Genomic DNA, 26,310 nt, shown 5'->3' on the forward strand with positions numbered 1-26,310 from the left:
AGTAAACGGGTACGCGGCGGGCGCGCCGGTCAGATTTCCAGCGGATCGACCTCCAACTGCCAGCGCACCCGGGCCTCGTTGGCCAGGTACGGTAGGTGGTGCGACCATGACGCCAGGAACGTCTGCAAGGCGGGACGGCTACTGCTTTCCACCAGCAGTTGGGCGCGCTCGATGTTGGCCACCCGCACCACGCGCAGCGGCACCGGGTCGTACAGCATGACCGCGTCCAGCCCCGGGAAATCGGCAGCCCATTCGCCTTCGGGCAAGGCGCGCGCCTGTTGCAGGAACGCCTGCGCCACCGCCAGCTCGCGCGCCTCGGCCGTCAGCAACGCCTGATACGCAAACGGCGGCAGGCCGGTGCTTTCGCGCTCCTGCAGCGCATGGCGCGCGAAACCCGCGTAATCGTGCCGCAGCAAGGCCTGATACACCGGCTGCTCGGGATAGCCGGTCTGGATGATGACCTGGCCGTTGCCATGATGGCGGCCGGCGCGGCCAGCCACCTGCATCAACTGCGCGAACAGCCGCTCCGGCGCGCGGAAATCGTGCGCAAACAACGCCGAATCCGGATTGAGCACGCCCACCAGGCCGAGCCGCGCGAAGTCGTGGCCCTTGGCCACCATCTGCGTGCCCACCAGGATATCGACCTCGCCCGCATGCACCGACGCGAACAGGGCCTCGGCGCTGCCCTTCTTGCGGGTGCTGTCGGCATCGATGCGCAGGATGCGCGCCTCGGGAAACAGTTCGGCCAGGTGTTCCTCGACGCGCTGCGTGCCGCGCCCCATCGGCGCCAGGTCCTGGTCGCCGCATTCGGGGCAGGCATGCGGCACCGGCGCCTGGTAGCCGCAATGGTGGCAATGCAGGCGGTGGCCATGGCCGGCGGTGCGATGCAATACGGTGAAAGCGGTACAGCGCGGACAATTGCTGACCCAGCCGCAGGACTGGCAATGCAGCACCGGGGCGAAGCCGCGCCGATTCAGGAAAATCAGCGACTGCTCCTTGCGCGCCAGCCGCTCGCCGACAGCCTCCAGCAGTTGTGGCGACATGCCGTGCTTCATCGGCAAGCGGCGGGTATCGACCAGCTTCATGGCCGGCAGCGAACTGGCGCGGGCGCGCGCCGGCAGGGACAGGCGCAAGTAGCGGCCGCGCTCGGCGTGCTGCCAGGTTTCCAACGACGGCGTGGCCGAACCGAGCACCACCGGAATGCCCAGGTCATGCGCGCGCCATACCGCCAGATCCCGCGCGGAATAGCGCAGGCCATCCTGCTGCTTGTAGGAGGCATCGTGTTCTTCATCGACCACGATCAGCCCCAGCTCGCTCATGGGCGCGAAGATCGCCATGCGCGTGCCGAGCAGCATGCGCGCCTGGCCGCGCTGCGCGCGCGCCCATGCCTGCAATCGCTCGCCATCGGACAGGCCGCTGTGCATCACCGCCAGCCCATCCGATCCGAGCAAGCCTTCGAGCCGGGCGCGCAGGGCGCCTTCCAGCTGCGGCGTCAGGTTGATTTCCGGCACCATCAAGAGCACCTGGCGGCCGGCCGCCAGCACTTTCTCGGCGGCGCGCAGGTAGACCTCGGTCTTGCCGCTGCCGGTCACGCCGTACAACAGCACCGCCTTGAACCCGGAAAGTCCGGCGATGGTATCGACCGCCTCGCGCTGGGCGTCATTCAATTCGGGCGGCTGGTCGGCCGCGGCCGGCTGGCGGACGACCTTGCGCTTGCGCCCGTCCAGCCGCGCCACCGGACCGCCGGCCGAGCGCTTGCCCTGGTAGGCGGTCGGTTTGCGCAGCGGCGGCGGCAGGGTCGGCAGCATCACTTCGCCCAGCGGCCGCTGGTAATACTCGGCGGCAAAGCGCGCCAGGCGCAGCCAGCCCTCATCGAAGGGCGGCAGATCCTGCAATACCTCCTCGATCGGTTTGATCTGCTTCGGCTCGTAGGAAGGCTCGGCCGGGTTGTCGACCACCACGCCGACCAGCTTGCGGCGGCCGAACGGCACGATCACCCGCAGGCCGGCGGCGATCGGCTCATGGTGGCGGTAGTCGAACGGGCCGGGCAGCGGCACGTCCAGCGCGACCCGCACCCAGCAGACGGCCGCGGCCGGCGTGGATTCGACCAGTGCGAAGACTTCAGACATGGATCAGGGAGCGCGGCATGGACAGGGCGAACCGGCCGGGACCGGGAAAAACGGCATCAGGATGATGGGCCGGCCGAAAACCGGGCCAGCAGGGATTGTCGCCGCAAGCGGGTCCGGAACTCCAGACCCAGCCTGTGGATAACTTTGGGGAAAAGGCAAGAGCAACGTCAAAAATTGGAATAAGGCAAGATTGCATCAACTCTTGCAACTTTGTTGAAAACCCATTTTATTCCAATAAAAACAGTGGCTTATACAAACTTCCAAGATTGTAAGCCAGCTTCTAAAGGGTTTTCCCCGAGCGTAATCTTGCTGTGCACAACTGTGTCCGGCAGCCCTCGACGCCCGGCCCTGCGGACCGAAGCGTTCACTCACTTACCCCCTGAGCGAGCGGCTGTGATGGTGGACTTCGTCGACCAATTCGGCTACCGCTTCGGGTGGGGTGAAACGCGAAATGCCGTGGCCCAGATTGAACACATGGCCCCCCTTGCCCACCGGCCCGAACGCATCCAGCACGCGGCGCGCCTCGGCGCGGATGGCGTCGGCGCCGCCGAACAGGGCCATCGGATCGAGGTTGCCCTGGAACGCGACCGAGTCGCCGGTGCGGCGCCGCGCCGCGGCCAGGTCGACCGTCCAGTCCAGGCCCACGGCATCGCAGCCGCAGGCGGCGATGTCTTCGAGCCACTGCCCACCGCCCTTGGTGAAGACGATGACCGGCACGCGGCGCCCTTCGTGTTCGCGCGTCAGGCCGGCCACCACCTTGCGGGTGTAGGCCAGTGAAAATTGCTGGAACAAGCCGTCGGCCAGCACGCCGCCCCAACTGTCGAACAGCATGACGGCCTGCGCGCCCGCGGCGATCTGCGCGTTCAGGTATTGCAGCGTGGCCTCGGCGTTGATTTCCAGGATGCGGTGCAGCAGGTCCGGGCGCGAATACAGCATGGTCTTGATCAGGCGGTAGTCGTCGCTACCCCGCCCCTCGACCATGTAGCAGGCGATGGTCCAGGGACTGCCGGCAAAGCCGATCAGCGGGACCTTGCCGTCCAGGTCGCGGCGGATGGTGCCGACGGCGTCGAACACGTAGCGCAGCTTATCCATGTCGGGCACGGCCAGGCGCGCCACGTCTTCCTCGGTGCGCACCGGGCGGGCGAAGCGCGGCCCCTCGCCTTCGGCGAAGTCCAGGCCCAGGCCCATGGCGTGCGGCACGGTAAGAATGTCGGAGAACAGGATGGCCGCGTCCAGGTCGTAGCGCTCGAGCGGCTGCAGGGTGACCTCCGAGGCGTAGTCCGGGTTCTGTGCCAGCCCCATGAAGGAACCGGCCCGGGCCCGCGTCTGGCGGTACTCGGGCAGGTAGCGGCCCGCCTGGCGCATCAGCCAGATGGGGGTGTAGGGCACGGGCTCGCGCAGCAGCGCGCGCAAGAACACATCGTTCTTCAAAACGGAAGCGGACACGACTATCCTCGATGATCGGAAGCCATGATTCTACTGCCCCAAGCTGACAGGGCGCGGCGCCGCCGGCAGACCCGCTTGCCGTGGCGCAAAACCGCGCGGATTGCCTCAATCGGGTTGTGGCGCCTGCTCGGCCATGCGGCGATAAGGCGCGGCATCGATGCCGTGCTTGCGCATCAGCGCCCAGAATGCACGGCGGTGCTTGCTGGAGGCGCGCGCCGCCCGCGCCACATTGCCCTGGTGGCGCGACAGGGCCAGGCGGATGTAGTCTGACTCGAAGCCGTCGACCACGCGCGACTTGGCCTGCCGGAAGGGTTCCTGTGTGGTGCGATCGGGCTGGTAGCGCAGCCCTGCCAGCCCCTGCTGCAACACCTGCCGCGCGACCCGCGGCCGCGCATGCAGCCGGCCGGCGGGCCGCTGCGCCGGCCCGGCGTAGACCGCCGCCGGTTCTTCCAGCGTCGGCGCCAGCAGCGGCGCCCGGCGTGCCAGCCGCGCCAGCCGTACGCGCAGGCTTTCAAGGCAGCACGGCGCCGTGATGAAATCGGCGGCGCCCAGCCGCAGCAGGTCTTCGATGGCTGGCGCGGTCATGTCGTGCACCAGCAGCAGCAGCGGCGTGACCAAGGCGCGGCTGGCCTGCTGCAAGGACATGCGGGTCCAGGCCAGCGATGCCAGCGCCACCGGCAGGATGCAATGATCGTAGCGGCGCAGGCTGACCGCGAGCTCGGCCAGGGCGTGGGTGTCGAGTCCGCCAGGCACGCTGCCGGGCGCACGCAGCGGCACCAGATGCAGGCGCACGCGCGCCAGCCGGGGTTGATCGCGCGCGACCCAGGCGCCCATGGCGGTTTCGTGGCCGGGGGCCAGCAATACCCCGCAATCCATGGTTTCTCGCATGCCGTTCCTCCAGGCTCGAATTGCAATACCTGGAGACTAACGGCGCGCCCGGCGTGTCGCTATTCGTAGAGAACGCAAGCCGGTCGCGGGTGACCGAGGGTGGCCGCCCGCAAGCCGGCGCCGATTGCCCCGCGCGACCGCGAGCGCCGGCGGTTCCAATGAAAAAAGCGGCCATTGGCCGCTTTTTTCGATCCGGGGCGAACCCCGGCGGGTCGTGCGCTCAGTGCGAGCGGCCGCCTTGACGCAGCTTGCGCGCGGCAATGGCTTGCGCCGCCAGCATCGCCAGCTCGGCCTCGACAACCGCGATGTCGGCCTTGTCCTTGGCGTTGGCCAGGGCCTCTTCGGCGCGCTTGCGCGCTTCCAGGGCACGGGCTTCGTCCAGGTCGGCGGCGCGGATGGCGGTGTCGGCCAGGACCGTCACGCTGCCCGGCTGCACTTCCAGAATGCCCCCGGCGACGAAGATGTTTTCCTCGCCTTGGTCGGCACGGACGATCTTGACCGTCCCGGGGCGTATGCGCGAGATCAGCGGGGTGTGACCGGGCAGAATGCCCAGCTCACCCGCTTCGCCAGGCAGCACCACGAACTTCGCCTCACCGGAGAAGATCGCTTCCTCTGCGCTGACGACATCCACATGCAGGGTAGCCATATCGGTTCCTTATTGCAGTTTCTTGGCCTTCTCGAAGGCCTCGTCGATCGAGCCGACCATGTAGAAGGCCTGTTCCGGCAGCGCATCGCACTCGCCGTTCACGATCATCTTGAAACCACGGATGGTTTCGGCCAGCGGCACGTACTTGCCGGGCGAACCGGTGAACACTTCGGCCACGTGGAACGGCTGCGACAGGAAACGCTGGATCTTACGGGCGCGGGCCACGGCCTGCTTGTCTTCCGGCGACAGTTCGTCCATGCCCAGAATCGCGATGATGTCGCGCAGTTCCTTGTAGCGCTGCAGCGTCTGCTGCACGCCACGGGCCACGGCGTAGTGTTCTTCGCCGACGACTTGCGGGTCGAGCTGGCGGCTGGACGAATCCAGCGGGTCCACGGCCGGGTAGATACCCAGGGCGGCGATGTCACGCGACAGCACGACGGTCGAGTCCAAATGCTGGAAGGTGGTGGCGGGCGACGGGTCGGTCAAGTCGTCAGCGGGCACGTACACGGCCTGGATCGAGGTGATCGAGCCGGTCTTGGTGGACGTGATGCGCTCTTGCAGCTTGCCCATTTCCTCGGCCAGCGTGGGCTGGTAGCCCACCGCCGACGGCATACGGCCCAGCAGCGCCGACACTTCGGTACCGGCCAGCGTGTAGCGGTAGATGTTGTCGACGAAGAACAGGATGTCGCGGCCTTCGTCGCGGAACTTCTCGGCCATGGTCAGGCCGGTCAGCGCCACGCGCAGACGGTTGCCCGGGGGTTCGTTCATCTGACCGAACACCATCGCCACCTTGTCCAGAACGTTCGACTCTTCCATTTCGTGGTAGAAGTCGTTGCCTTCACGGGTACGCTCACCCACGCCGGCGAACACCGACAAGCCGCTGTGCTGCTTGGCGATGTTGTTAATCAGTTCCATCATGTTGACGGTCTTGCCCACGCCGGCGCCGCCGAACAGGCCGACCTTGCCGCCCTTGGCGAACGGGCACACCAGGTCGATAACCTTGATGCCGGTTTCCAGCAGTTCCACCGACGGCGACAGCTCGTCGAAACGGGGGGCCGGTTGGTGGATGCCACGCTTTTCTTCGTGCTGGATCGGGCCGGCTTCGTCGATGGGACGACCCAGCACGTCCATGATGCGGCCGAGCGTGCCGGTGCCGACGGGCACCGAGATCGGGGCGCCGGTGCCGGCGACCTTCATGCCGCGGCGCAGGCCGTCGCTGGAGCCCAGGGCGATGGTACGCACCACGCCGTCACCCAGCTGTTGCTGCACTTCCAGCGTCAGACCCTTTTCGGCGAACGAGGAACCCTCGTCGACCAGAGTAAGCGCTTCGTAGATCTTGGGCATGTGATCGCGGGGGAACTGAATATCCACCACGGCGCCGATGCACTGAACGATGGTTCCGTTGCTCATGTCGATTCCTTGCTTGATAGCTTTTGACGGGATGCTGCCTGCCTCAGACGGCGGCAGCGCCCCCTACGATTTCCGAAATTTCCTTGGTGATCGCGGCCTGGCGGGTCTTGTTGTAGACCAGCTGCAGATCGCCGATGACCTTCTTGGCGTTGTCCGACGCCGCCTTCATGGCGACCATCCGGGCCGACTGCTCCGAAGCCATGTTCTCGGCCACGGCTTGGTACAGCAGGCCTTCCACGTAACGCTGCAGCAGGTCGTCGATCACGCTACGAGCGTCGGGTTCGTAGATGTAATCCCAGCTGTAATCCGATTTCACTTCCGAAGTCTTGGCCAGGCTTTCGGCGCCCGTCTGGTACGGATCTTCCAAACCGCTGGCCAGGGGCAGCAGACGCAGGAACAGCGGCTCCTGCTTCATCGTATTGACGAAGCGGGTCGAGGCCACGTACAGCGCATCGATGCGGCCTTCCAGGTAGGCGTCCAGCTGCACCTTGATCGCGCCCAACAGGCGATCCAGCTGCGGCTTGTCGCCCAGTTGCACTTCCTGGGAAACCAGCTTGGCGCCGATACGGGACAGCACGCCCACGCCCTTGTTGCCGAAAGCGGTCGCCTGAACGGTGATGCCGTTCTTTTCGAACTCTTTCAGCTTCGACAGCACCACGCGGGTGATGTTGGTGTTCAAGCCGCCGCACAGACCCTTGTCCGTCGTCACCATGACCACGCCGACCGCCTTGACTTCGCGCTCGACCAGGTACGGGTGGCTGTACTCGGGGTTGGCCTGCATCAGGTGCGCGGCGATCTCGCGCACCTTGGTGGCGTACGGACGGCCCGCGCGCATCCGTTCCTGCGCCTTGCGCATCTTGGATGCGGCGACCATTTCCATCGCCTTGGTGATCTTGCGCGTGTTTTGCACGCTCTTGATCTTGGTTCGGATTTCCTTAATTCCGGGCATTGCGCTTTCCTGTGAAGACTGGCCGATGGGTTGGCGCTTGCGCCTCAACCATCCGATAAGGATGGGTGAGGCGCCGCTGACGCCTAACCCATCACTTTCTTAAAAAGCACCGTGCTTCTTGAATTCCTGGATGGCGGCGGCGAGTTCGCTTTCGTCGTCCTTGGACAGTTCCTTGGTGTCTTCGACGCGCTGGATCAGGTCGGCGTGCTTGGCCTTGAGCTGGTCCTTGAGCGACTTCTCGAACGACAGCACCTGGGCCACGTCCACGTCGTCGAGGTAGCCGTTGTTCACCGTGTACAGCGTGACGGCCAGTTCCCACACTTGCAGCGGCTGGTATTGCGGCTGCTTGAGCAGTTCGACCACGCGCTTGCCGCGCTCGAGCTGGCGACGGGTGGCGTCGTCCAGATCCGAGGCGAACTGCGCGAAGGCGGCCAGTTCACGGTACTGCGCCAGGTCGGTACGGATACCGCCGGACAGCTTCTTGACGACCTTGGTCTGGGCGGCGCCGCCCACGCGCGACACCGAGATACCGGCGTTGATGGCGGGACGCACACCTGCGTTGAACAGGTCGGTTTCCAGGAAGATCTGGCCGTCCGTGATCGAGATCACGTTGGTCGGAACGAAGGCCGACACGTCGCCCGCCTGGGTTTCGATGATCGGCAGCGCGGTCAGCGAGCCGGTCTTGCCCTTGACGGCGCCACCGGTGAACTTCTCGACGTAGTCTTCGTTCACGCGGGCGGCGCGTTCCAGCAGGCGCGAGTGCAGGTAGAACACGTCGCCCGGGTAGGCTTCGCGGCCGGGCGGACGGCGCAACAGCAGCGAGACCTGGCGGTAGGCCCAGGCTTGCTTGGTCAGGTCGTCATAGACGATCAGCGCGTCTTCGCCACGATCGCGGAAGTATTCGCCCATCGTGCAGCCGGCGTAGGCGGCCAGGTACTGCATGGCGGCCGAGTCGGAGGCCGAGGCGGCCACGACGATGGTGTATTCCAGCGCGCCGTGCTCTTCGAGCTTGCGCACCACGTTGTTGATGGTCGACGCCTTCTGGCCGATGGCGACGTACACGCAGGTGACGCCCTTGCCCTTCTGGCTGATGATGGTGTCGACGGCCACGGCGGTCTTGCCGGTCTGGCGGTCGCCGATGATCAGTTCGCGCTGGCCACGGCCGATGGGAACCATCGAGTCGATAGCCTTGATGCCGGTTTGCAGCGGCTGCGACACCGAGCGGCGGGCGATAACGCCGGGGGCCACTTTTTCGATGATGTCGGTGGCCTTGGCATTGATCGGGCCCTTGCCGTCGATCGGCTCGCCCAGCGTGTTGACCACGCGGCCTTTCAGTTCGGGGCCGACCGGCACTTCCAGAATGCGGCCGGTCGTCTTGACCGCGTCGCCTTCGGACACGCCGGTGTAGTCACCGAGAATAACGGCGCCAACGGAATCGCGCTCGAGGTTGAGCGCCAAGCCGAAGACGTTGTTGGGGAATTCGAGCATTTCGCCCTGCATCACGTCGGACAGGCCGTGGATGCGGGTAATACCGTCGGTCACGGACACGACGGTGCCCTGAGTACGGACATCAGCCGAAGCGCCCAGGCCCTCGATGCGGCTCTTGAGCAGTTCGCTGATCTCGGAGGGATTGAGTTGCATATTGACTCCTGGAATCCTGTTAGTGCTGCCTTTAAGCGGCGAGCGTATCGCGCATGCGGGCCAATTGGGCTTGTACGGAAGTATCGAGCACCTGGTCTCCGACGGCCACGCGCACGCCGCCGATCAACGACTGGTCGACAGTGACGACGGGCTTGAGCTTCAGGCCGAATTTCTTCTCGAGGCCGGCGACCAGTTCTTGGACCTGGGCATCGCTCAGCTCGAACGCGCTGGTGATTTCCGCCTGCGCCGTGCCGTCGTGACGGTTCCGCAACGCCACGAATTGCGTGGCGATTTCGGGCAACAGCAGCAGCCGGTCGTTTTCGACCAGCAGCGCGATGAAATTGCGGGCGGCCTGGGGCAGTTCGGCCTTCACCAGGCCGGAGAACAGCTCGACGCGCTGCGTGTCGCCCAGACGCGGATCGGCCATGGCCTCGCGCACGTCGGGGTTGGAGGCGACCTGCGACAGCTCGCTGACCAGGTCGGCCCAAGCCTGCAGGCCGGCCTTGTCGTCGCACGCGGCGGCGAACAAGGCTTCGGCGTAGGGCCTGGCAACAGTGGAAAGTTCAGCCATGACGGTCCCGGATTAAAGCTGCGCGCGAAGCTGGTTCAGCAGCTCGGCGTGGGCGCGGGCGTCAACCTCGCGCTTGAGGATCTGTTCAGCACCCTTGACAGCCAGCGCGGCAACGTCGTCGCGCAGCGCGTCACGGGCGCGCTGGACTTCCTGCGCGGCGTCCTGTGCGGCTTGCGCCACGATGCGGGCACGCTCGGCTTCCGCTTCACGGCGGGCCTGCTCGATCAGGGAGGCGGCTTGCTTTTCGGCCTCGATGATGCGGGCGTGGTTTTCGGACTTGGCAGAAGCCTCGATCAGACTGACGCGCGCCTGGGCCTGGGCCAGATCGGCCTTGCCCTTCTCCGCGGCGGCAAGGCCATCGGCGATTTTTTGGCGGCGCTCGTCCATCGCCTTCGTCAGAGGAGGCCACACGAATTTCATCGTGAACCAGCCCAGAACGAAGAACACGAGCATCTGGAAAATGATCGTCGCGTTCAGATTCACGGTCGTTCCTTTAACACCTTGCGGCTCCGACGGCACCCGGGACGGGCAACGCGGAGCACTCGATACTTTGCCGGTCGGCGACGGGGCTCAAGCCCGCATCGCCACCAGCGTCATGACCCGCCTTTTCGCCGGCGGGCGTGCCTTAGCCGACGAACGGGTTGGCGAAGGCGAACAGCATGGCGATACCCACGCCGATCAGGAATGCCGCGTCGATCAGGCCAGCCAGCAGGAACATCTTGGTTTGCAGAGCGTTCATCAGTTCAGGCTGACGAGCCGAAGCTTCCAGATATTTGCCGCCCATCAGTGCGATGCCGATGCAAGCGCCGATAGCGCCCAGACCGATGATAAGACCGCAAGCGAGAGCAACGAAAGCGACGTTGGTCATGACAACTCCTTGGTTAGAAATCTGAAGTCAAAAAATAAAAGATTGGGTACTGCTCAATGCAAGAGGATCTTGCTATCCAGCGCCGCCCGGATGGCCGGCGCCGGAAATTCGGGGGATCAGTGGCCTTCGTGCGCCTGGCCGAGATACACCAGGGTCAGCATCATGAAGATGAAGGCCTGGAGCAAGACGATCAGGATGTGGAAGATGGCCCAGATCGAGCCGGCCAGCACATGGCCGATTCCCAAGCCGATGCTGGCACCGTTGAAGCCGGTCCAGGCGCCGCCCAAGAGGGCGATCAGCATGAAAATCAGTTCGCCGGCGAACATGTTGCCGAACAACCGCATGCCCAGCGACACCGACTTGGCGGCGTATTCGATCAGGTTCAGCAGCAGGTTGAACGGCGCCAGGACGAGAGCGCCCAGGCCATGCGCGTGGAACGGCGCGGTGAACAGTTCCTTGACGAAGCCGCCCGGGTGCTTGATCTTGATGCCGTAGTAGAACATCAGCAGCAGCACGCCCAGCGACATGCCCATCGGCACGTTCAGGTCGGCGGTCGGCAGCACGCGGTGGTAATAGAGGGGGTCGCCATGGTGCGCGCCCAGGCCGGTCCAGCGCCAGATCGACGGCAGCAGGTCGACAGGCAGCAGGTCCAGCGCGTTCATCAGGATGATCCAGAGGAACACGGTGAGCGCGAGCGGAGCAATGAAGAGACGGCTCTTGGCATTGTGGACGATGCCCTTGGCCTGGTCGTCGACCATGTCGACGATCATTTCCACGAAAGCCTGGAAGCGGCCCGGGACGCCGGCGGTCGCGCGGCGGGCGGCGCGCCACAGGAAGAAGATGACGATCAGGCCCGTCAGGCCGGACCAGAACAACGAGTCGTAGTTGATGATGTCAAACTGAGCAATTGCAGTCTGTTTTTCGCCCGTATTGTTCAGGTGCACCAGGTGGTGCTGAATATAAGCGGACTGAGGCGACACGTCGCTGGCAGCAGCCATTTGAATCCTACCCTATTTGCTGTATGCCCGAGCCCTTGCGAGCCGGACGATTCCACGATTCCGTTTGCCGTACACCTACCCGGCGCGCTATGACAACTTGCGGAACATCAAAAGCAGGAGATATCCCTTCAAGGTGAGTATCAGACCCAGCAGCACCGCAGGCCAGACCAGGCTGTCCTGCGCCACACGCGAAAGCAGCCACAACAGCAATGCCGTTGCGAACAACTTGATCAACTCACCAGAGAGAAAGGTAAAGGGACTGGCCTTACCGGTCCGGACACTGACAGCCAGGCGCAATGCGAACAACGCATTGGGTATGAAATACGCTCCTGCCCCCGCCAGCGCCGACCAACCTGCCGCCGCCCCTCCGACAACCCCCGCTATTACTGCTGCTGCGAGCCCCATGGCGCCTTGCGCCGCCAGTGCCAACAAGAGACCGCGGCCAGCTTGCGCATCCAGCGCCGCACGATCCGCGTCGCTGAGAACCAGTACCCGGTCCACCGGATCCTGATCCGCCAGAACCTGGCGTGCCCCGCCCTGTTGCGCCGACTGATGGGAGGCGTCTCCCCCGGGGATGTTTCCCCTGGAGTGATGTCCTTCGGGATCATCTTCCCTGAAGGGTTGCTCCCCCCGGCGCGCAGGTTCGTGCCGCACTGTGTTCTGCTGCATCAAACTTTCCCCGCTCAAAGCCATACTGCAAGCCTTGCCCCTGTCAGAACTCAGGCGAAATTACCGCCACGTGTTCTTATCCCGCAAGCGTCAAACCCGCAGAGTATAGCGTGTTTCTTTTTACCCGAGCAAATGAACTTTCGGCAGTTTGTAAGGCGGCAACATGCCCCTCAACGCGCGCGGCGCGGCCGGAAAATTGGGGACGCGAATTGGCGCGGCGGCCAGCCCGGGACCGCCGCGCGTGTGCCGACCGATGGCCCGAAAAGGCCGAAAAAAAGCCCCTTGCGGGGCCCCGGGGCAAAGCTGGCCGGGCGAGACTCCCGGCCATCCCGATTCAATCTTCCTTGACGGGCGGCGGCGCCCACAGTCCGTCGAGCGCCACGTCCTGCGGCCAGTACAGGCGCATGCTGAGCAGGAACGGGCCGTCGGCGGCCGGGGTGGCGAGCCAGTTGGCGCGCTTGCGCTCGCCCGGGTCGCGGCGCTGGATATAGAGATCGAGCGAGCCGTCGGCGTTGTACTTCAGGCCGTCGGTGCTGCGCAGCACGTAGCGGTTGGCGGGATTATCGGGAAAGCCATGCTTGGCGTTGTAGACGTGCAGCGACCAGAAAGCATTGGCCGGCGGCAACTGGCCCTTGTCGAAATGCAGCACGTAGTCTTCATCCGAATTCAGCGCCCGCCCCTTGCTGTCGGCAGCGGTGACAGGATAGAGCACGTCCTCCGGCGTCGGCGCGCCCAGGCCGGCGTAGGCGATGGCGGCGCGGCGGGTGTAGTCGGTGCCATAGGTGCCGATACCGGTGAGCACGGTGTTCCAGCCATTGATGGGCGTGGCCAGGCGCGACACGCCGTCGGCGATGCGGCGGCCAGCCAGCGGCTGCGCGTCGGCCAGCGCCTGCTGCACGGCCGGACTCAGGCGGCCGTACGAAAACGGCTGGCGCCCGTCCAGACCGATGCGGCGCATGCGATCCAGCATCGGCGTGTCGTTGGCATGCGGCGGGTTGTTGCGCATGACGTCGAAGAACAGCGTGAAGAACGAAGCGGCATCCATGCTCGCGGCCTGCTCGGCCGGCGTGCCGTCGGGCACGTTGACGGGCATCGGCATGGGAACGTCGCTGCCGATCGGCGCCGTGCCCACGCCCGGGCCGGTCTGCGGATAGGGCCTGGTGCTGCCGGCGCCACGATGACGCCCGGGCACTGGCGCCACCGGCGGCACCATCGGGCTGGCCGACATATTGGCCTGGATCTGGTTGACCGCGGCGTAGTCCTGCGGGCCGCCGGTCTGCGTCCAGCCGATCAGCCAGCCGGTCGAGGTGGGGCTATGGATCACGTCCATGCCCGGCGGCAGCGCGCCCTGCCAGTTCGGGCCGACGATGGCGAACGACTGGGCGCCGGGGCCGTTGGTGCGCGTGCCGCGCGAGGCGAACACGTCGCTCCACATGTCCAGCGCCGACAGCACGGTGTAGCGGTTGCCGCTGTCGGGCAGGCGTACGATCAGCGGTGCGCGCGACACGTCAAACCAGAGACTGGAATACAACGCGTCGGCGCTGGGCCACGGCGTGTCGGCGGCGCGCGGATCGGGGAACGCGGCCTTGTGGCCGAACTGGTTGACGGGCGCCTTGCCATCCAGCGGCGCCTGCACCGCGGTGGCCTTGCGGCGCGCCAGCTCCATCAACACCATGGGATAGGCGTAGACATAGGCGTCGATGGCAATGTCGCGCAGTTCCTGCGCGCTCATTTGCGGCGCGGGCGCGGCCGCTGCGGGGTACGGCGTTTCGGACACCAGCCGCAGCGTCGGCCGCGGCGATTGGGCTTGCGTAGCGGTCACGAAGCAGAGACTGAGGGCACCCGCGAGCGCGGCGGCGGGCCACCGGCGATGAAAGGGGAAAGTACGCATGCAAGGCTCCTTGTTGCTTATTGTTTGCACACAAGCCGCCGCGCATGGGGCTTACCAGGTCGGGCAAACCCCTCTGGCGCGACAGCTCGTTTTCAGAGTGACGCCTTTTCAGGGTAGGGCTGATCGCTGCAACAATGTGCTATTCAAAAGTTTCAAGGCGCAACGCCTGCTCCCACCGCCCGCGCATGAAAAACGCGCCCTGGGCGGGCGCGTGATCGGACCGGCCGCGCGGCTTGCGGGGACCGTGTATGGACCCGCAAGCGGCGCGACAGGGCTCAACGGTGCTTGAAGTCCGGCTTGCGCTTCTCGGTGAACGCGGCCATGCCTTCCTTCTGGTCCTCGGTGGCGAACAGCGAATGGAACAGGCGGCGCTCGAACAGCAGGCCTTCGTTGAGCGACCCTTCGAAGGCGCGGTTGACGCATTCCTTGGCCATCATGACCGACGGCAGCGACATCGAGGCGATCACGGTAGCCGCCTCCATGGCCTCGTCCATCAGCTTGTCGGCCGGCACCACGCGCGACACCAGGCCGGCGCGCTCGGCTTCCTCGGCGCCCATCATGCGGGCGGTCAGGGCCATGTCCATGGCCTTGGCCTTGCCCACCGCGCGCGGCAGGCGCTGGGTGCCGCCGGCGCCCGGAATGACGCCCAGCTTGATCTCGGGCTGGCCGAACTTGGCCGTGTCGGCGGCAATGATGATGTCGCACATCATGGCCAGCTCGCAGCCGCCGCCCAGCGCGTAGCCGGCAACCGCGGCGATCACGGGCTTGCGGATGCGCTTGAGGGTCTCCCAGTTGCGCGTGATGTATTCGCTGCCGTACACGTCCATGTACGACCAGTCCTTCATGGCGCCGATGTCGGCCCCCGCGGCAAAGGCCTTTTCACTGCCGGTGATGACCACGGCGCCGATGTCCGCATCCGCCTCGAAAGCCAGCAGCGCCGCTCCGAGTTCGTTCATCAGTTGATCGTTGAGCGCGTTGAGCGCCTTGGGGCGGTTCAGCGTCAGCACACCGACGCGGCCGCGGGTTTCGACCAGCACAAACGACTCGCTCATTACCTGTCTCCAGAGGATGGGATGAAATAAGATATACGCATGGAAAAAACCGATGCTTTCCCCATACTTTACCGCCTCGCGCCCCACGACCCCGCGGGGCACCGCTACCGGATAACCCTAACCATCCAGTCGCCCTCGCCCGACGGCCAGCGCCTGTCGCTGCCGGCCTGGATTCCGGGCAGCTATCTGATCCGCGATTTCTCGCGCCAGATCGAGTCGCTGACGGCCCATTCGGGCAACCGCCGCGTGGTTGTCGACAAAATAGACAACCACACCTGGCAGGCCGCGCCTTGCGCAGGCCCGCTGCGGATCGAGTACACGGTCTATGCCTGGGACCTGTCGGTGCGCGGCGCGCACCTGGACGAAACGCACGGTTTCTTCAACGGCACCAGCGTGTTCCTGCGAGTGCATGGGCAGGATCACCTGCCCTGCCTGGTGGACCTGGCGCCGCCGCGCGGCATCGAAGGCTGGAAGGTCTACACCAGCCTGCCCGAGGCGCGCGGCCACCGGGGCGCGGCACGGCGGCACGGCTTCGGCCTGTACCTGGCCCCGGACTACGACGCGCTGATCGACCATCCGGTGGAAATGGGCACGCCGCAGGTGGCCCGTTTCACCGCGCATGGCGCCGAACACGAGCTGGTGTTCACGGGCGTCGCGCCCAACCTGGACCTGGCCCGCATCACCGCCGACGTGCGCAAGATCTGCGAAACCCAGATCGCCTTCTTCGAACCGCGCAGCAAGCGCGCGCCGTTCCTGGACAGCGCCGACCGCTACGTTTTCATGACGATGGTCACCGGCGACGGCTACGGTGGCCTGGAGCATCGCGCCAGCACCGCGCTGATGACGGCGCGCAAGGACCTGCCAGTGCTGGGCCAGCTGGGCCAGGGCGAAGGCTATCGCGGGTTCCTGGGGCTGGTCAGCCACGAGTATTTCCACACCTGGAACGTCAAGCGCATCAAGCCGCAGGCGTTTGTGCCGTACAACCTGGCGCAGCCGGACCTGACGCGGCTGCTGTGGGTGTTCGAGGGCTTCACGTCCTACTACGATGATCTGCTGCTGCTGCGTTCCAACGCCATCACGCAGAACGATTACCTGCGCCTGCTGGCCAAGACCATCACCAGCGTGGCGCGCACGCCGGGGCGGCACAAGCAGTCGGTGGCGGAAAGTTCGTTCGATGCCTGGACCCGCTATTACAAGCCGGACGAGAACTCCCCCAATGCGCTGGTCAGCTATTACACCAAGGGCGCGCTGGTGGCGCTGGGGCTGGACCTGCTGATCCGCCAGGAATCAGGCGGCGCGCATTCGCTGGATGATGTGATGCGCCTGCTGTGGCAGCGTTACGGGCGCGATTTCTATCGCGGCAAGGCGCAGGGCCTGCCAGAGGATGGGCTGCCGGCGCTGATCCAGGAAGCCACCGGGGTGGATGCGCGGCGCTTCATCGCGCGGCATGCCTACGGCACGGCGGATGTGCCGCTGGCGGCGTTGCTGGCGCCGCAGGGGGTGAAACTGCAATGGAAGGCTTCGGCCAACATTCCTGCCCTGGATGCGCGCACCCGCAAGCAGGGGGATTCACTGACGCTGGCGACGGTGCTGGAAGGTGGCGCCGCGCATAAGGGCGGGTTGTCGGCTGGCGATGTGCTGGTGGCGATCGATGGCCTGAAGGTCGACGGGGCCGCCGGCCTGGAGGTGCTGCTGGGACACTATCGGGCGGGGGACCGCGTGAGCGTGCATGTGTTCAGGCGCGATGAATTGAGGGTGTTCCAGGTGCGGCTCGGCGAGCCCGAGGCCTTGGATTGCGTGTTGTCGTTTGGGTGAGTCTCCTGGGGCCTTCTTCTGAAGGCCCTCTTCGTATCTGGGTCAGTTCAACTTGGCGCCGGAGGCCTCGACGGCTCGTTTCCAGGTGTCCAGTTCCCTGTCGATGTGGCCGGCAAAGGCGGCGGGGGTGGAGCCTACGGTTTCGTAGCCGTAGCTATTCAGTTGAGCCTTCAGGTCGGGCGCGTCGATCGCGGCGGCGATGGCCCTGCTGAGGGTGTCGAGGATGGCGGGCGGGGTGGCGGCGGGAGCGAGGATGCCGTACCAGCCGTTAACGACGAAACCGGGAACGGTTTCGGCGACGGTCGGCACATCGGGCAGCAGCGGCGAGCGATGTTCGCCGGTGACGGCCAGGGCCTTGAGTTTGCCGGCCTGGACTTGCGGCAGCGAGGTGGAGATGCTGTCGAACATCAGCGAGACTTCGCCCCCGAGCAGGGCGACGACGGCGGGGCCGCTGCCCTTGTAGGGGACATGCAGCATATCGGTGCCGGTCTGGTGCTTGAACATTTCGGCGGCCAGGTGGCTGGTGTTGCCGTTGCCGGCGGAGGCGAAGCTGAGCTTGCCGGGATGCGCCCTGGCGTAGGCGATGAGCTGCGGGATGGTGTCGGCCGGCGTGGAGGGCGGAGCCGCCACCAGCATGGGCAAGGTCGCGACCAGCGAGACCGGCGCGAAGTCGCGGCGCGTGTCGTAGGGCAGCGAGGGGTAGAGGCTGGGGTTGATGGCGTGGGCAGCCAGCACCATCAGCAGGGTATAGCCGTCGGGCCTGGCGCGGGCCAGTTGGGCGGAAGCGATGGCGCCGCCGGCGCCCGGCTTGTACTCCAGCACCACGGGCTGGTTCCACTTCTTCTGCAGGGCCGCGCCCAGCGGACGCGCCAGCATGTCGGCGCTGCCGCCAGGCGGGTACGGGATCAGCAGCGTGATGGGTTTGTCGGGGTAGCCGTCGGCGGCCGGCGCCGGCGCGGACTGGAGCAGTCCGGCAGCGAGGGCTAGCGCGGCAAAGCATGAACGGTGCATGAGCGGCTCCGGAAAGTTCAGGCGTAACGCGGCACGCCGGCGGCGTCCAGCGTGATGCGGCGCGGCGTGGCGTCGAACCCCAAGGGCGCTTCGGTCGCGACCTGCAGGTCCCCGGCGCTGACGCCTTGCAAAATGGCGTACACGCGCAGGCCGGCGGGCGTGACGTCGATCACGGCCAGGTCGCTGTAGATGCGCGTGACGACGCCGGCGCCGGTGAGCGGATAGCGGCACTGGCGCAGGATCTTGGGCGCGCCGTCGCGGCCACGGTGTTCCATCATGGCCAGCACCTGGCGGGCGCCGACGGCCAGGTCCATCGCGCCGCCCACGGCGGGAATGGCGTCGGCGGCGTCGGTTTTCCAGTTGGCCAGATCGCCGCGTTCCGACACCTGGAAAGCGCCCAGCACGGCGTAGTCGAGGTGGCCGCCGCGCATCATGGCGAACGACACGGTGTGCTCGGTAATGGAGGCGCCCGGCAACAGGGTGACAGGCTGGCGGCTGGCGTTGATGAGGTCGGGATCGATGGCCTCGCCCGCGGCCGCCGGCCCCATGCCAGTGATGCCGTTCTCGCTGTGCAGCAGGATGTCCTTGTCGGATGGCAGGTAGTCGCCGACCAGGGTCGGCATACCGATGCCGAGATTGACGACCGAGCCATCCGGAATGTCGCCGGCCAGCAATTGCGCGACCTGCTGGCGGGTCAGGGGGGTGATCGTCGGCATCTCAGGTCTCCACGCGCACCACGGTTTTGACGAACAGGCCGGGCGTCATGACCTGCTCGGGCGCGAAGGCGCCCAGCGGCACGACCTCGTCGACCTGGGCGATGGCATGGCCGGCGGCCATGCACATCACCGGATTGAAATTACGCGCGGCGTGGCGGTACATCAGGTTGCCCCAGCGGTCGCCCTGGTGCGCGCGGATCAGCGCGTAATCGCCGCGCAGCGGCTGTTCGAGCACGTAGCCGACGCCGTCGATCACCTCCTGGCGGCGGCCTTGCGCCAGCTCGGTGCCGTAGCCGGTGGGCGTGTAGAACGGCCCCAGGCCGGCGCCGGCCGCGCGCAGGCGCTCGGCCAGGGTGCCTTGCGGCACGCATTCCAGCTCCACTTCGCCGGCGCGATAGGCGCGGGCGAAGGCCTCGGAATTGGGCGGGCGCGGATGTGAGCAGATGATCTTGCGCACCTGCCGCCGATCGAGCAGCGCGGCGATGCCGCGGTCGTAGGTGCCGGCGTTGTTGGCGATAACGGTCAGGTCGCGCCGGCCCAGCTCGGCCAGGCAGTGCAATAACTCGTACGGCACGCCGGCTTCGCCAAAGCCCCCCACCAGCACGCTGGCGCCGTCGGGGATGATGGCCACGGCGTCGATCATGCGAGCCTGAATCTTGTCGATCACTTAGCGCTCCTGGGCAAGGCCGGCGGTGTCCACGGTCCGCGTCCAGCGGGCGTGTTCCTGGCCGATGAAGGCGATGTACTCGGCCGGCGCGTTGCCACCGGCCTGCCCGCCCATGGCGCGAAAGCGCGCGGTGATGTCGGCGCAGCGTTGCGGATGCGGCATGCTTGTCTCCCTGCGTGATCATTGCGCGGATCAGCTTGTGCGGGAGAGTGTGGCCGCGATGCCGCCGAATGCCTATTCCGGAATCTGGAGGAGCGGCTTCGCCTGCGCAAAAGAGCGCCGCCGCGGTCAGCGCGCCGGGCGCGCCGCCATCTGCGCCGCCGTGCGCAGGAAAGCCTGCAGCGCGCGGTTGCCGTCGTCGCGCCGCGTGACGGCGTAGACCATGCCGCTGCCGACCGTGGCCGGCAGCGCGCACACCGCGATCCGCGCGCCGAAGTGGCCGCAGGTCGACCGCGGCACCAGCGCCACGCCCAGTCCGGCCGCCACCAGCGCCAACTGCGCCGGCACTTCCGCCACGCGCTGCGCCACCGCCTGCGCCAGACCGGCGCGGGCGCAGGTGTCGGCCAGCTCGCGGGCAAAGGCCGAGGTGTCGGTGCGCAGCATCACGAACGCGTCCCGCGCCAGATCGGACAATGCCAGCCGCTTGCGGCCGGCCAGTCGGTGGCCGGCGGGCAGCGCCGCCACCACCGGATCGGGCCATAGCGCCAGCGATTGCAGTTCGTCGTCATCGACCGCCGTGCGCGAGATGCTGACGTCGATGCGATGGCCGCGCAGCGCTTCCAACTGCGCCGCCGGGTTCATTTCGTTGAGCAGCACCGAGACCTGCGGATGGCTGGCGGCATGGCGCGCGATCAGCGCCGGCACCGGCCCCAAGAAATGCGAGCCGGACAGGCCGATCTCGACCCGCCCCGCCCTGCCCTGGTCCACCGCGCGCGCCCGCACCGTGGCGTCCTTGAGACCGGCGAGCGTGGCGCGCACGTCGTTCAGGAAGGCCGCGCCGGCCGCGGTCAGCGCTACCCGGCGGTTGGTGCGGTCGAACAGCCTGACCTCCAGTTCGCGTTCGAGCTGGGCGATCTGCAGACTCAGCGGCGGCTGCGAAATATGCAGCCGAGCGGCCGCGCGGGTGAAGTTGAGTTCTTCGGCCAGCACGGCGAAATAACGGAGTTGGCGGATTTCCATGGCGGCCAATGATTTGCGAAAGATATGAAACCAGACAAAAACTATATTGGAAACTATCGTTCGCGGCGAGCAGAATTGCTTGCGCGCCACCTTGGGCGCAGACAATGCCCACCGGAGACCCGCCATGACCCAGTCGCCCCGCGTCCTGCGCATCGGCCAGATCGTTCCCAGTTCCAACACCACCATGGAAACGGAAATCCCCGCCATGCTGCGCCGGCGCGAGACCATCGCGCCCGAACGCTTCACCTTCCACTCCAGCCGCATGCGCATGAAGCAGGTGACGGCGGCGGAGCTGGCCTCAATGGACCGCGAATCCGACCGCTGTGCGCAGGAACTGTCGGACGCCCGCGTCGACGTGCTGGGCTATGCCTGCCTGGTGGCCATCATGGCGCAAGGCCTGGGCTACCATCGCGCCTCGCAGGAACGGCTGCACCAGGCCACTGTGGCCAACGGCGCCCCTGCGCCCATCGTCTCCAGCGCCGGCGCGCTGGTCGAAGGCCTGCACGCCATCGGCGCGCGCAAGGTCGCGATCCTGACGCCCTACATGAAACCGCTGACCAAACTGGTGGTGGACTACATCGAACACGAAGGCATCGAAGTGCACGACAGCCTGTCGCTGGAGATCGCCGACAACCTGAAGGTGGGCGCGCAGGACCCGATGGCGCCGGCCAGCCACGTCGAGCGCCTGGATACGCGCGGCGTTGATGCCGTGGTGCTGTCGGCCTGCGTGCAGATGCCATCGCTGGCGTCGATCCAGCCGGTGCAGGACCGCTTGGGCCTGCCGGTGGTGACCGCCGCCGCGGCCACGGTCTATCGCATGCTCAAGGTGCTGGACCTGGAAACGCGCGTGCCCGACGCCGGTGAACTGCTGACGGGCAAATACTGAGCGGCACGGCCGCACTACGGCATGCGGCGGATCACGCTGTTGGCATACATCGGCCCCTGCACGTGGTGCCCCGTGACGACGTTGGTCTGGTAGCGCTGCACCACGCCTTCGAGCGATTGCGGATCGAGCAGCGCGCGCATTGTGGCAAAGCCCGCCGAGTCCACGCGCGCGGGCGCCTTGCCCTTGGGATAGAGGCGGCGCTTGCCCTCGTCCATCGGCGCCTGCAGCACGCCGCCGCTGGCGGTCAGGTCCAGCACCAGCTGGCCATCGCGCAACCGCGCCGAACCGTGGGCGCCGAGTTCGGCATCGTCCAGCAGCAGGCTGCCGGTCAGGACGTAATCGCCCGATGGCAGCGGCTGCACGTACAGCCGCAAGGTGTAGGGCGGCTCACCGTTGCGATCGTCGATGTGCCAGCGGTACTCGCCGGCGGCCCAGGCGGACGCGGCCGGCGCCGACGCCGGAGTGACGGGCGCGGCGGACTGCGCCATGGCGCCCGCGCACAGCGCCAGCCCCAGGACGGCGGCGCGCAATGGCTGCGACAGGAAGGCGTGCATGGTGTTCTCCTTGTGATGCGTGCCCCGAGGGCACTCGGTTGATGCGTTCCAGGCCGGCGTCAGTACTTGACGCGCATGCTCAGCATGAAACTGCGCGGCTCGCCATAGGCGTTGCCCATGTCGGCGTTGCCCAGGCGCTGGTAATAGACCTTGTCGAACAGGTTGTTGACGTTCAGCCCCAGTGAGACGTGCTCGTTGACGCGGTAGCCGACGCGCGCGTTCCAGATCGCGTAACCGCCTTGCGACACGCGCACGGCGCTGCCGCTGACCGGCCCCTGGGCCGCGCTTTCGGTGTAGATGCCGCTCTTGACGTTGACGCCGCCGCCCACGCTCCAGCGGTTCCATAGGCCGGGAAGCTGGTAGGTGGTCCACAGCTGGAAGATGTGCCGGGGCGTGAAGGTGCGGAAGACCGCGCCGCCGTGGTTGTTGTCCTTCAGGTAACGCGTGGTGTTGAAGGTGTAGCCGCCCGCTACTTCCCAGCCCGGCGCGAGCCGCCCCGACACCTCGGTCTCGAAGCCCTGGCTGCGCACCTGGCCGCTGGCCTCGTAGCAGCAATCGCCGACCTCGGGGTAGTTCGGGTCACGCTGCGCGCGGTTGCGTTCGGTGATGCGGAACAACGCGAACGAGGTATTCAGCCTGCCGTCCAGCCATTCGCTTTTCAGGCCCGTTTCGTAGTTGGACCCCACCACCGGCGGCAGCGATCCGCCGCTGGCCGAGCGCAGGTCGCTCTGCACGCGGAAGATGTCGGCGTAGCTGGCGTAGGCGGTCCAGTGGCTGTCGATGTCGTACACCAGCCCGGCGTAGGGCGTCATGCGGCCATGTTCGCTGATGGCCGGATCGCCGCGGCCGCTGATCAGATTGGTGCTCTGCGTGCGCCACCAGCTCATCCGCGAGCCCAGCACCAGCGTCAGCGGGTCGGCCACCTTCAGGCGCGCCATCGCGTAGATGCCCGACTGGCGCGTCTTGACATCGCTCTTGCTGCCCCATTGCGGATCGGCCGGCTCCGGATAGTCGTGCACGTCGTAATGGAAGACGTCCACCGGCCGCGCCGCGAAGCCCGGCAGCGAATAGGCGTTGTAGGTACGCGCGCTGCGGTCGTACCAGTTGCCGCCAAATACCAGTTCGTGGCGGCGTCCCAGCGCCTCGAACGCGCCGGTCACCATCAGGTCCACGCCCAGCTGTTCATTGCGATACTGGTTGCCGCCGCCGTACAGTCGCGGCCCCAGGCCGGTCTGGCGGTCGACGGCGCCGCGCACGTAGGCGTACTTGAGCTTGCTGGTTTCCTCGGCCTGGTTGACGTTGAGCTTGACGCTCCAGTCCGACGAGAACTGGTGCGCCAGCTCGGCGAACACCTGCGTGTTCTCGAAGTCCCAGCGGTTCCAGTCGGCGCCCAGGTAGGTGCCGCGCGTCAGGCCGAGATCGCCGCCATCCTTGTAACGTGGCAGCTGCATCATGTAGGGCAACCAGTCGCGCTTCTGGTAGCTGCCGCCCACGGTCAGCAGCGTGCGCTCGCCCAGGTCGGCTTCGACGATGCCGTAGTAGGCCTGCTTGCGCGAATTGGCCACGTCGTAGAAGTACTTGCGGTCTTCCTGCGCGGTGGCGATGCGGCCGCGCACCGAACCTGATGCGTTCAGCGGCGTCGACAGGTCGAGTTCGCCGCGATAGTTGTCCCACGACCCGGCGCTGGCCGAGCCGCTGAATTGCAGCTCACGCGTGGGACGCTTGCGCACCAGGTTGATGACGCCGCCCGGCTGGCCGGCGCCGTTGAACAGGCCGGCCGCGCCGCGCAACAGCTCGACGTGGTCGAACATGAACAGATCGGGCTGCGCCCATGACGCACCGCCGGTCTGCATCGGCACGCCGTCGTACTGGAAGTACTCGATCTGGAAGCCACGCGAATAGAACTGCGGCACCGCGGCGGTGCCCATCAGGTCGATGGTGATGCCCGGCGTCTGCGCCATGGCGTCCTCCAGCGACGCCAGGTTCTGGTCCTCGATGCGCTGGCGCGTGATGACCGACACCGATTGCGGAATCTCGCGCAGCGACAACGGCAGCTTGCCGCCGATGGTGACGCTGGGCGCGGTGTAGGACGCGCTGCCTTCGGTGACGCCGACCTGCTCGCCCCGCACCGTCACCGGCGCCAGCGTGGCCGTATCGGCCGGCCCAGCCGTTTGCGCACCGGCGTGCGCGCCCGCCGCCAGGCCCATCATCATGGCGCCGCGCCGCAGCCATGCGGCGCCGTTGTGGGAAGCGGCCCGCCCGCGCGCCGGACGCCCCCGTTTCGCGCGAATCCCACGTGTCTCGATACCCACCATTCCCTCCGCTTCCAGCCCGTTCAACAAGATTGATAATCATCTTCAACGGCGCCGCGGCGGGCAATGCAAAAGGCTTTCGAATTCCGGATTAAGGCTTTCGTTTTTTCACCGGCGACACCGCCTGGCGGATGGCCGGCGCGTGGGCGCGCAGGGCGTCCCACAGGCGCGCTATGACCGGCCCCTGCGGCCGGTCGGCGCGCCGCGCGGCGGCCAGCGTCTCGGTGCTGCCCGGCAGGTAGCGGTTGGCCAGCGACAGCAGGCGGCCGTCGCGCAATTCCTCTTCGACCAGGAAGCGCGGCATGTGGCCCCAGCCCAGGCCCAGCAGGATGATCTCCTTCTTCATCAGCTGGTCGGCCACGGTGCACTGGCGCGCCCCCTCGACCATGAAGTAGTCGCGCGCCGGCGTGTGGCGGGCGGTGTCGCGCATGACGCACTGGGTGTAGTCGTGCAGGTGTTCGGGCCGCAGGGCGCGCGGCGACGGCGCCAGATAGCCCGGCGCGGCCACCGGCACGAACGGCACGCTGCCCAGTTCCAGCCATTCGACGCGCGCATCGCCCGGTTCCACGCGATGCAGGATCAGGTCGGCATCCCCATCCATCAGCCGTTCCCACGGCCCGGTCACGGCCTCGAAGTGCAGGTTCAGGCGCGTGGCCGGCCACTGCGCGAAAAACTGGCCCAGCAGCCTCAGCAGCAGCGGGCGCGGGCAGAAGTCGCCGAGCACCACGTTCAATTCGCTTTCCTGGCCCATCGCCAGTTGCTCGGCATGGGCCCGCAGGCCCGCCAGTTCGCGCAGCAGCGCCTGGGCGCGCGCATGGAACGACTGCCCGGCGGCGGTGGGCCGTACACGGTAGCCGCTGCGGTCCAGCAGCGCCAGATCCAGTTGCCGTTCCAGCTTGGCCACGGCCGCGAACACCGCGGGGTGCGAGCGATGTAGCGTCTCGGCCGCGGCCTGGAAGCCGCCGGCCCGCACCACCGCGTCGAAGCACTGCAGGTCGTGCAGCGTGAATTCGCTCATGTCAGGTTTTCCTACAGTGACTGTGCGATCTTTGTAATTTCTTTCAGGATGGGCCGCAACTACGATCCGTCTCACGGTCGACACCGTTGCCCGGCCCGGCAGATGAGCGCGACATCGCCCCGAGCCCCGCACCTCCCTCATACAAGACAGGACGCTCATCATGACTACCGACACGACTTTCATCACCACGGGCGACGGCGCCCGCATCGCTTACCGCTGGGACGGCGACGCCGGCCTGCCGGTGCTGGCCCTGTCCAACTCCATCGGCACCACGCTGCGCATGTGGGACGACCTGGTGCCGGCGCTGGCGCGGCACTTCTGCGTGCTGCGCTTCGACACCCGCGGCCATGGCGATTCCAGCGTGCCGGCCGGCCCTTATTCGCTGGACCGGCTCGGCCGCGACGTGCTGGAGCTGTTCGATGCGCTGGGCGTGGAACGCGCCCACTTCCTCGGCCTGTCGCTGGGCGGCATCATCGGCCAATGGCTGGGCGTGCATGCGCCGGACCGCATCGACCGCCTGATCCTGGCCAACACCTCGCCCTATCTCGGGCCCGCGCCGCAATGGGACGAGCGCATCGCCGCCACGCTGCAGGCGCCGGACATGAAGGAGTCCGCCGAGACCTTCCTGGCGAACTGGTTCCCGGCCGCGATGCTGCAGGCCGGCGGACCGGTCATCGACACGTTCCGCGACATGCTGCTCAACACCGACCGGCACGGCCTGGCGGGCGCGTTCGCGGCGGTGCGCGATGCCGACCTGCGCCGCACCATCGCGCTGATCCCGCGGCCGACGCTGGTGATCGCGGGCCGTGACGACACCGTCACCGCCGCCAGCCATGGCGAGCAGATCGCCGCGACCGTGCCCGGCGCGCAATGGCGCCTGCTGGAGGCGGTGCACCTGTCCAACATCGAACAACCGGATGAATTCCGCGAAGCGGTGCTGGGGTTCCTACTGGCGCGCTGAAGCCCGTGCTTGTCGCACCCGACGGCCCCGGCG

25 protein-coding genes are annotated in these 26,310 nt (G+C 66.8%); 3 read left to right on the top strand and 22 right to left on the bottom strand.

Translation table 11 applies throughout. From position 1 onward, the window contains the following. Positions 1 to 29 precede the first annotated feature (29 nt). From K2W61_RS06705 to K2W61_RS06770, 14 genes are all read right to left on the bottom strand, one after another. Positions 30 to 2,129, bottom strand: a complete 2,100-nt coding sequence (locus K2W61_RS06705; RefSeq protein ID WP_175131931.1) for a primosomal protein N' — start codon at positions 2,127 to 2,129, stop codon at positions 30 to 32. 372 nt (positions 2,130 to 2,501) lie between these two features. After that, a complete protein-coding gene (gene hemE / locus K2W61_RS06710; RefSeq protein WP_175131932.1) occupies positions 2,502 to 3,575 on the bottom strand; it encodes a uroporphyrinogen decarboxylase in 1,074 nt (357 codons plus the stop codon). Positions 3,576 to 3,680: 105 nt separating this feature from the next. Then, the gene (locus tag K2W61_RS06715) at positions 3,681 to 4,463 is read right to left on the bottom strand and encodes a hypothetical protein (protein WP_175140227.1); all 783 of its coding nucleotides are present in this window, start codon (positions 4,461 to 4,463) and stop codon (positions 3,681 to 3,683) included. A 220-nt stretch (positions 4,464 to 4,683) separates the two neighbouring features. Continuing rightward, a complete protein-coding gene (locus K2W61_RS06720; protein ID WP_006392535.1) occupies positions 4,684 to 5,109 on the bottom strand; it encodes a F0F1 ATP synthase subunit epsilon in 426 nt (141 codons plus the stop codon). A gap of 9 nt (positions 5,110 to 5,118) precedes the next feature. Next, positions 5,119 to 6,519, bottom strand: a complete 1,401-nt coding sequence (gene atpD, locus K2W61_RS06725; RefSeq protein WP_054434844.1) for a F0F1 ATP synthase subunit beta — start codon at positions 6,517 to 6,519, stop codon at positions 5,119 to 5,121. Positions 6,520 to 6,562: 43 nt separating this feature from the next. After that, positions 6,563 to 7,468 carry a F0F1 ATP synthase subunit gamma gene (atpG, locus tag K2W61_RS06730; protein ID WP_175131934.1) on the bottom strand — a complete coding sequence of 302 codons (906 nt, stop codon included), beginning with the start codon at positions 7,466 to 7,468 and terminating at the stop codon, positions 6,563 to 6,565. A 99-nt stretch (positions 7,469 to 7,567) separates the two neighbouring features. Continuing rightward, positions 7,568 to 9,109, bottom strand: a complete 1,542-nt coding sequence (gene atpA / locus K2W61_RS06735; protein ID WP_175131935.1) for a F0F1 ATP synthase subunit alpha — start codon at positions 9,107 to 9,109, stop codon at positions 7,568 to 7,570. Between the two features lie 31 nt (positions 9,110 to 9,140). Next, positions 9,141 to 9,680 carry a F0F1 ATP synthase subunit delta gene (locus K2W61_RS06740; RefSeq protein ID WP_175131936.1) on the bottom strand — a complete coding sequence of 180 codons (540 nt, stop codon included), beginning with the start codon at positions 9,678 to 9,680 and terminating at the stop codon, positions 9,141 to 9,143. Between the two features lie 12 nt (positions 9,681 to 9,692). Further along, complete coding sequence (locus tag K2W61_RS06745; RefSeq protein ID WP_039882659.1) at positions 9,693 to 10,163, bottom strand: F0F1 ATP synthase subunit B; 471 nt, start codon at positions 10,161 to 10,163, stop codon at positions 9,693 to 9,695. A gap of 142 nt (positions 10,164 to 10,305) precedes the next feature. Continuing rightward, positions 10,306 to 10,548 carry a F0F1 ATP synthase subunit C gene (gene atpE / locus K2W61_RS06750; protein WP_003815363.1) on the bottom strand — a complete coding sequence of 81 codons (243 nt, stop codon included), beginning with the start codon at positions 10,546 to 10,548 and terminating at the stop codon, positions 10,306 to 10,308. Positions 10,549 to 10,664: 116 nt separating this feature from the next. Further along, positions 10,665 to 11,546 (bottom strand): F0F1 ATP synthase subunit A, encoded by an 882-nt coding sequence (atpB, locus tag K2W61_RS06755; protein ID WP_175131937.1) that lies wholly within the window; start codon positions 11,544 to 11,546, stop codon positions 10,665 to 10,667. A gap of 87 nt (positions 11,547 to 11,633) precedes the next feature. Continuing rightward, positions 11,634 to 12,047, bottom strand: coding sequence for an ATP synthase subunit I (locus tag K2W61_RS06760; RefSeq protein WP_175131982.1), 414 nt, complete (start codon positions 12,045 to 12,047; stop codon positions 11,634 to 11,636). 502 nt (positions 12,048 to 12,549) lie between these two features. Further along, entirely contained in the window at positions 12,550 to 14,106 is a 1,557-nt protein-coding gene (locus K2W61_RS06765; RefSeq protein ID WP_175140228.1) for a DUF1254 domain-containing protein, read from the bottom strand. 275 nt (positions 14,107 to 14,381) lie between these two features. After that, on the bottom strand, positions 14,382 to 15,158 hold the full coding sequence (locus tag K2W61_RS06770; protein WP_175131939.1) for an enoyl-CoA hydratase: 777 nt from the start codon (positions 15,156 to 15,158) through the stop codon (positions 14,382 to 14,384). Positions 15,159 to 15,197: 39 nt separating this feature from the next. Here K2W61_RS06770 and K2W61_RS06775 point away from each other — a divergent pair, with 39 nt between their 5' ends. After that, on the top strand, positions 15,198 to 16,973 hold the full coding sequence (locus K2W61_RS06775) for a M61 family metallopeptidase (RefSeq protein ID WP_175131940.1): 1,776 nt from the start codon (positions 15,198 to 15,200) through the stop codon (positions 16,971 to 16,973). Between the two features lie 42 nt (positions 16,974 to 17,015). Here K2W61_RS06775 and K2W61_RS06780 read toward each other — a convergent pair whose 3' ends face one another. From K2W61_RS06780 to K2W61_RS06800, 5 genes are all read right to left on the bottom strand, one after another. Then, on the bottom strand, positions 17,016 to 17,984 hold the full coding sequence (locus K2W61_RS06780) for a tripartite tricarboxylate transporter substrate binding protein (protein WP_175131941.1): 969 nt from the start codon (positions 17,982 to 17,984) through the stop codon (positions 17,016 to 17,018). A 17-nt stretch (positions 17,985 to 18,001) separates the two neighbouring features. Then, positions 18,002 to 18,700, bottom strand: a complete 699-nt coding sequence (locus tag K2W61_RS06785) for a 3-oxoacid CoA-transferase subunit B (protein ID WP_175140231.1) — start codon at positions 18,698 to 18,700, stop codon at positions 18,002 to 18,004. 1 nt (position 18,701) lies between these two features. Further along, positions 18,702 to 19,367, bottom strand: a complete 666-nt coding sequence (locus K2W61_RS06790; RefSeq protein WP_175131943.1) for a 3-oxoacid CoA-transferase subunit A — start codon at positions 19,365 to 19,367, stop codon at positions 18,702 to 18,704. Continuing rightward, positions 19,368 to 19,529 carry a hypothetical protein gene (locus K2W61_RS06795; protein ID WP_236755283.1) on the bottom strand — a complete coding sequence of 54 codons (162 nt, stop codon included), beginning with the start codon at positions 19,527 to 19,529 and terminating at the stop codon, positions 19,368 to 19,370. A 126-nt stretch (positions 19,530 to 19,655) separates the two neighbouring features. Next, positions 19,656 to 20,546, bottom strand: coding sequence for a LysR substrate-binding domain-containing protein (locus K2W61_RS06800; RefSeq protein ID WP_175131944.1), 891 nt, complete (start codon positions 20,544 to 20,546; stop codon positions 19,656 to 19,658). Positions 20,547 to 20,670: 124 nt separating this feature from the next. Here K2W61_RS06800 and K2W61_RS06805 point away from each other — a divergent pair, with 124 nt between their 5' ends. Continuing rightward, complete coding sequence (locus tag K2W61_RS06805; RefSeq protein WP_175131945.1) at positions 20,671 to 21,432, top strand: maleate cis-trans isomerase family protein; 762 nt, start codon at positions 20,671 to 20,673, stop codon at positions 21,430 to 21,432. 14 nt (positions 21,433 to 21,446) lie between these two features. Here K2W61_RS06805 and K2W61_RS06810 read toward each other — a convergent pair whose 3' ends face one another. From K2W61_RS06810 to K2W61_RS06820, 3 genes are all read right to left on the bottom strand, one after another. Beyond that, entirely contained in the window at positions 21,447 to 21,986 is a 540-nt protein-coding gene (locus K2W61_RS06810) for a hypothetical protein (RefSeq protein ID WP_175131946.1), read from the bottom strand. A 59-nt stretch (positions 21,987 to 22,045) separates the two neighbouring features. Next, positions 22,046 to 24,199 carry a TonB-dependent siderophore receptor gene (locus tag K2W61_RS06815; RefSeq protein WP_236755284.1) on the bottom strand — a complete coding sequence of 718 codons (2,154 nt, stop codon included), beginning with the start codon at positions 24,197 to 24,199 and terminating at the stop codon, positions 22,046 to 22,048. 190 nt (positions 24,200 to 24,389) lie between these two features. After that, positions 24,390 to 25,316: a LysR family transcriptional regulator gene (locus tag K2W61_RS06820; protein WP_236755285.1), complete on the bottom strand. Its 927-nt coding sequence runs from the start codon at positions 25,314 to 25,316 to the stop codon at positions 24,390 to 24,392. Between the two features lie 160 nt (positions 25,317 to 25,476). On the opposite strand from K2W61_RS06820, the gene pcaD reads away from it, so the two are divergent. Then, on the top strand, positions 25,477 to 26,277 hold the full coding sequence (gene pcaD / locus K2W61_RS06825; RefSeq protein ID WP_175131948.1) for a 3-oxoadipate enol-lactonase: 801 nt from the start codon (positions 25,477 to 25,479) through the stop codon (positions 26,275 to 26,277). Positions 26,278 to 26,310 lie beyond the last annotated feature (33 nt).

Origin of the sequence: Achromobacter pulmonis (genome assembly GCF_021733725.1) — a bacterium.
Classification (GTDB): domain Bacteria; phylum Pseudomonadota; class Gammaproteobacteria; order Burkholderiales; family Burkholderiaceae_B; genus Achromobacter; species Achromobacter pulmonis.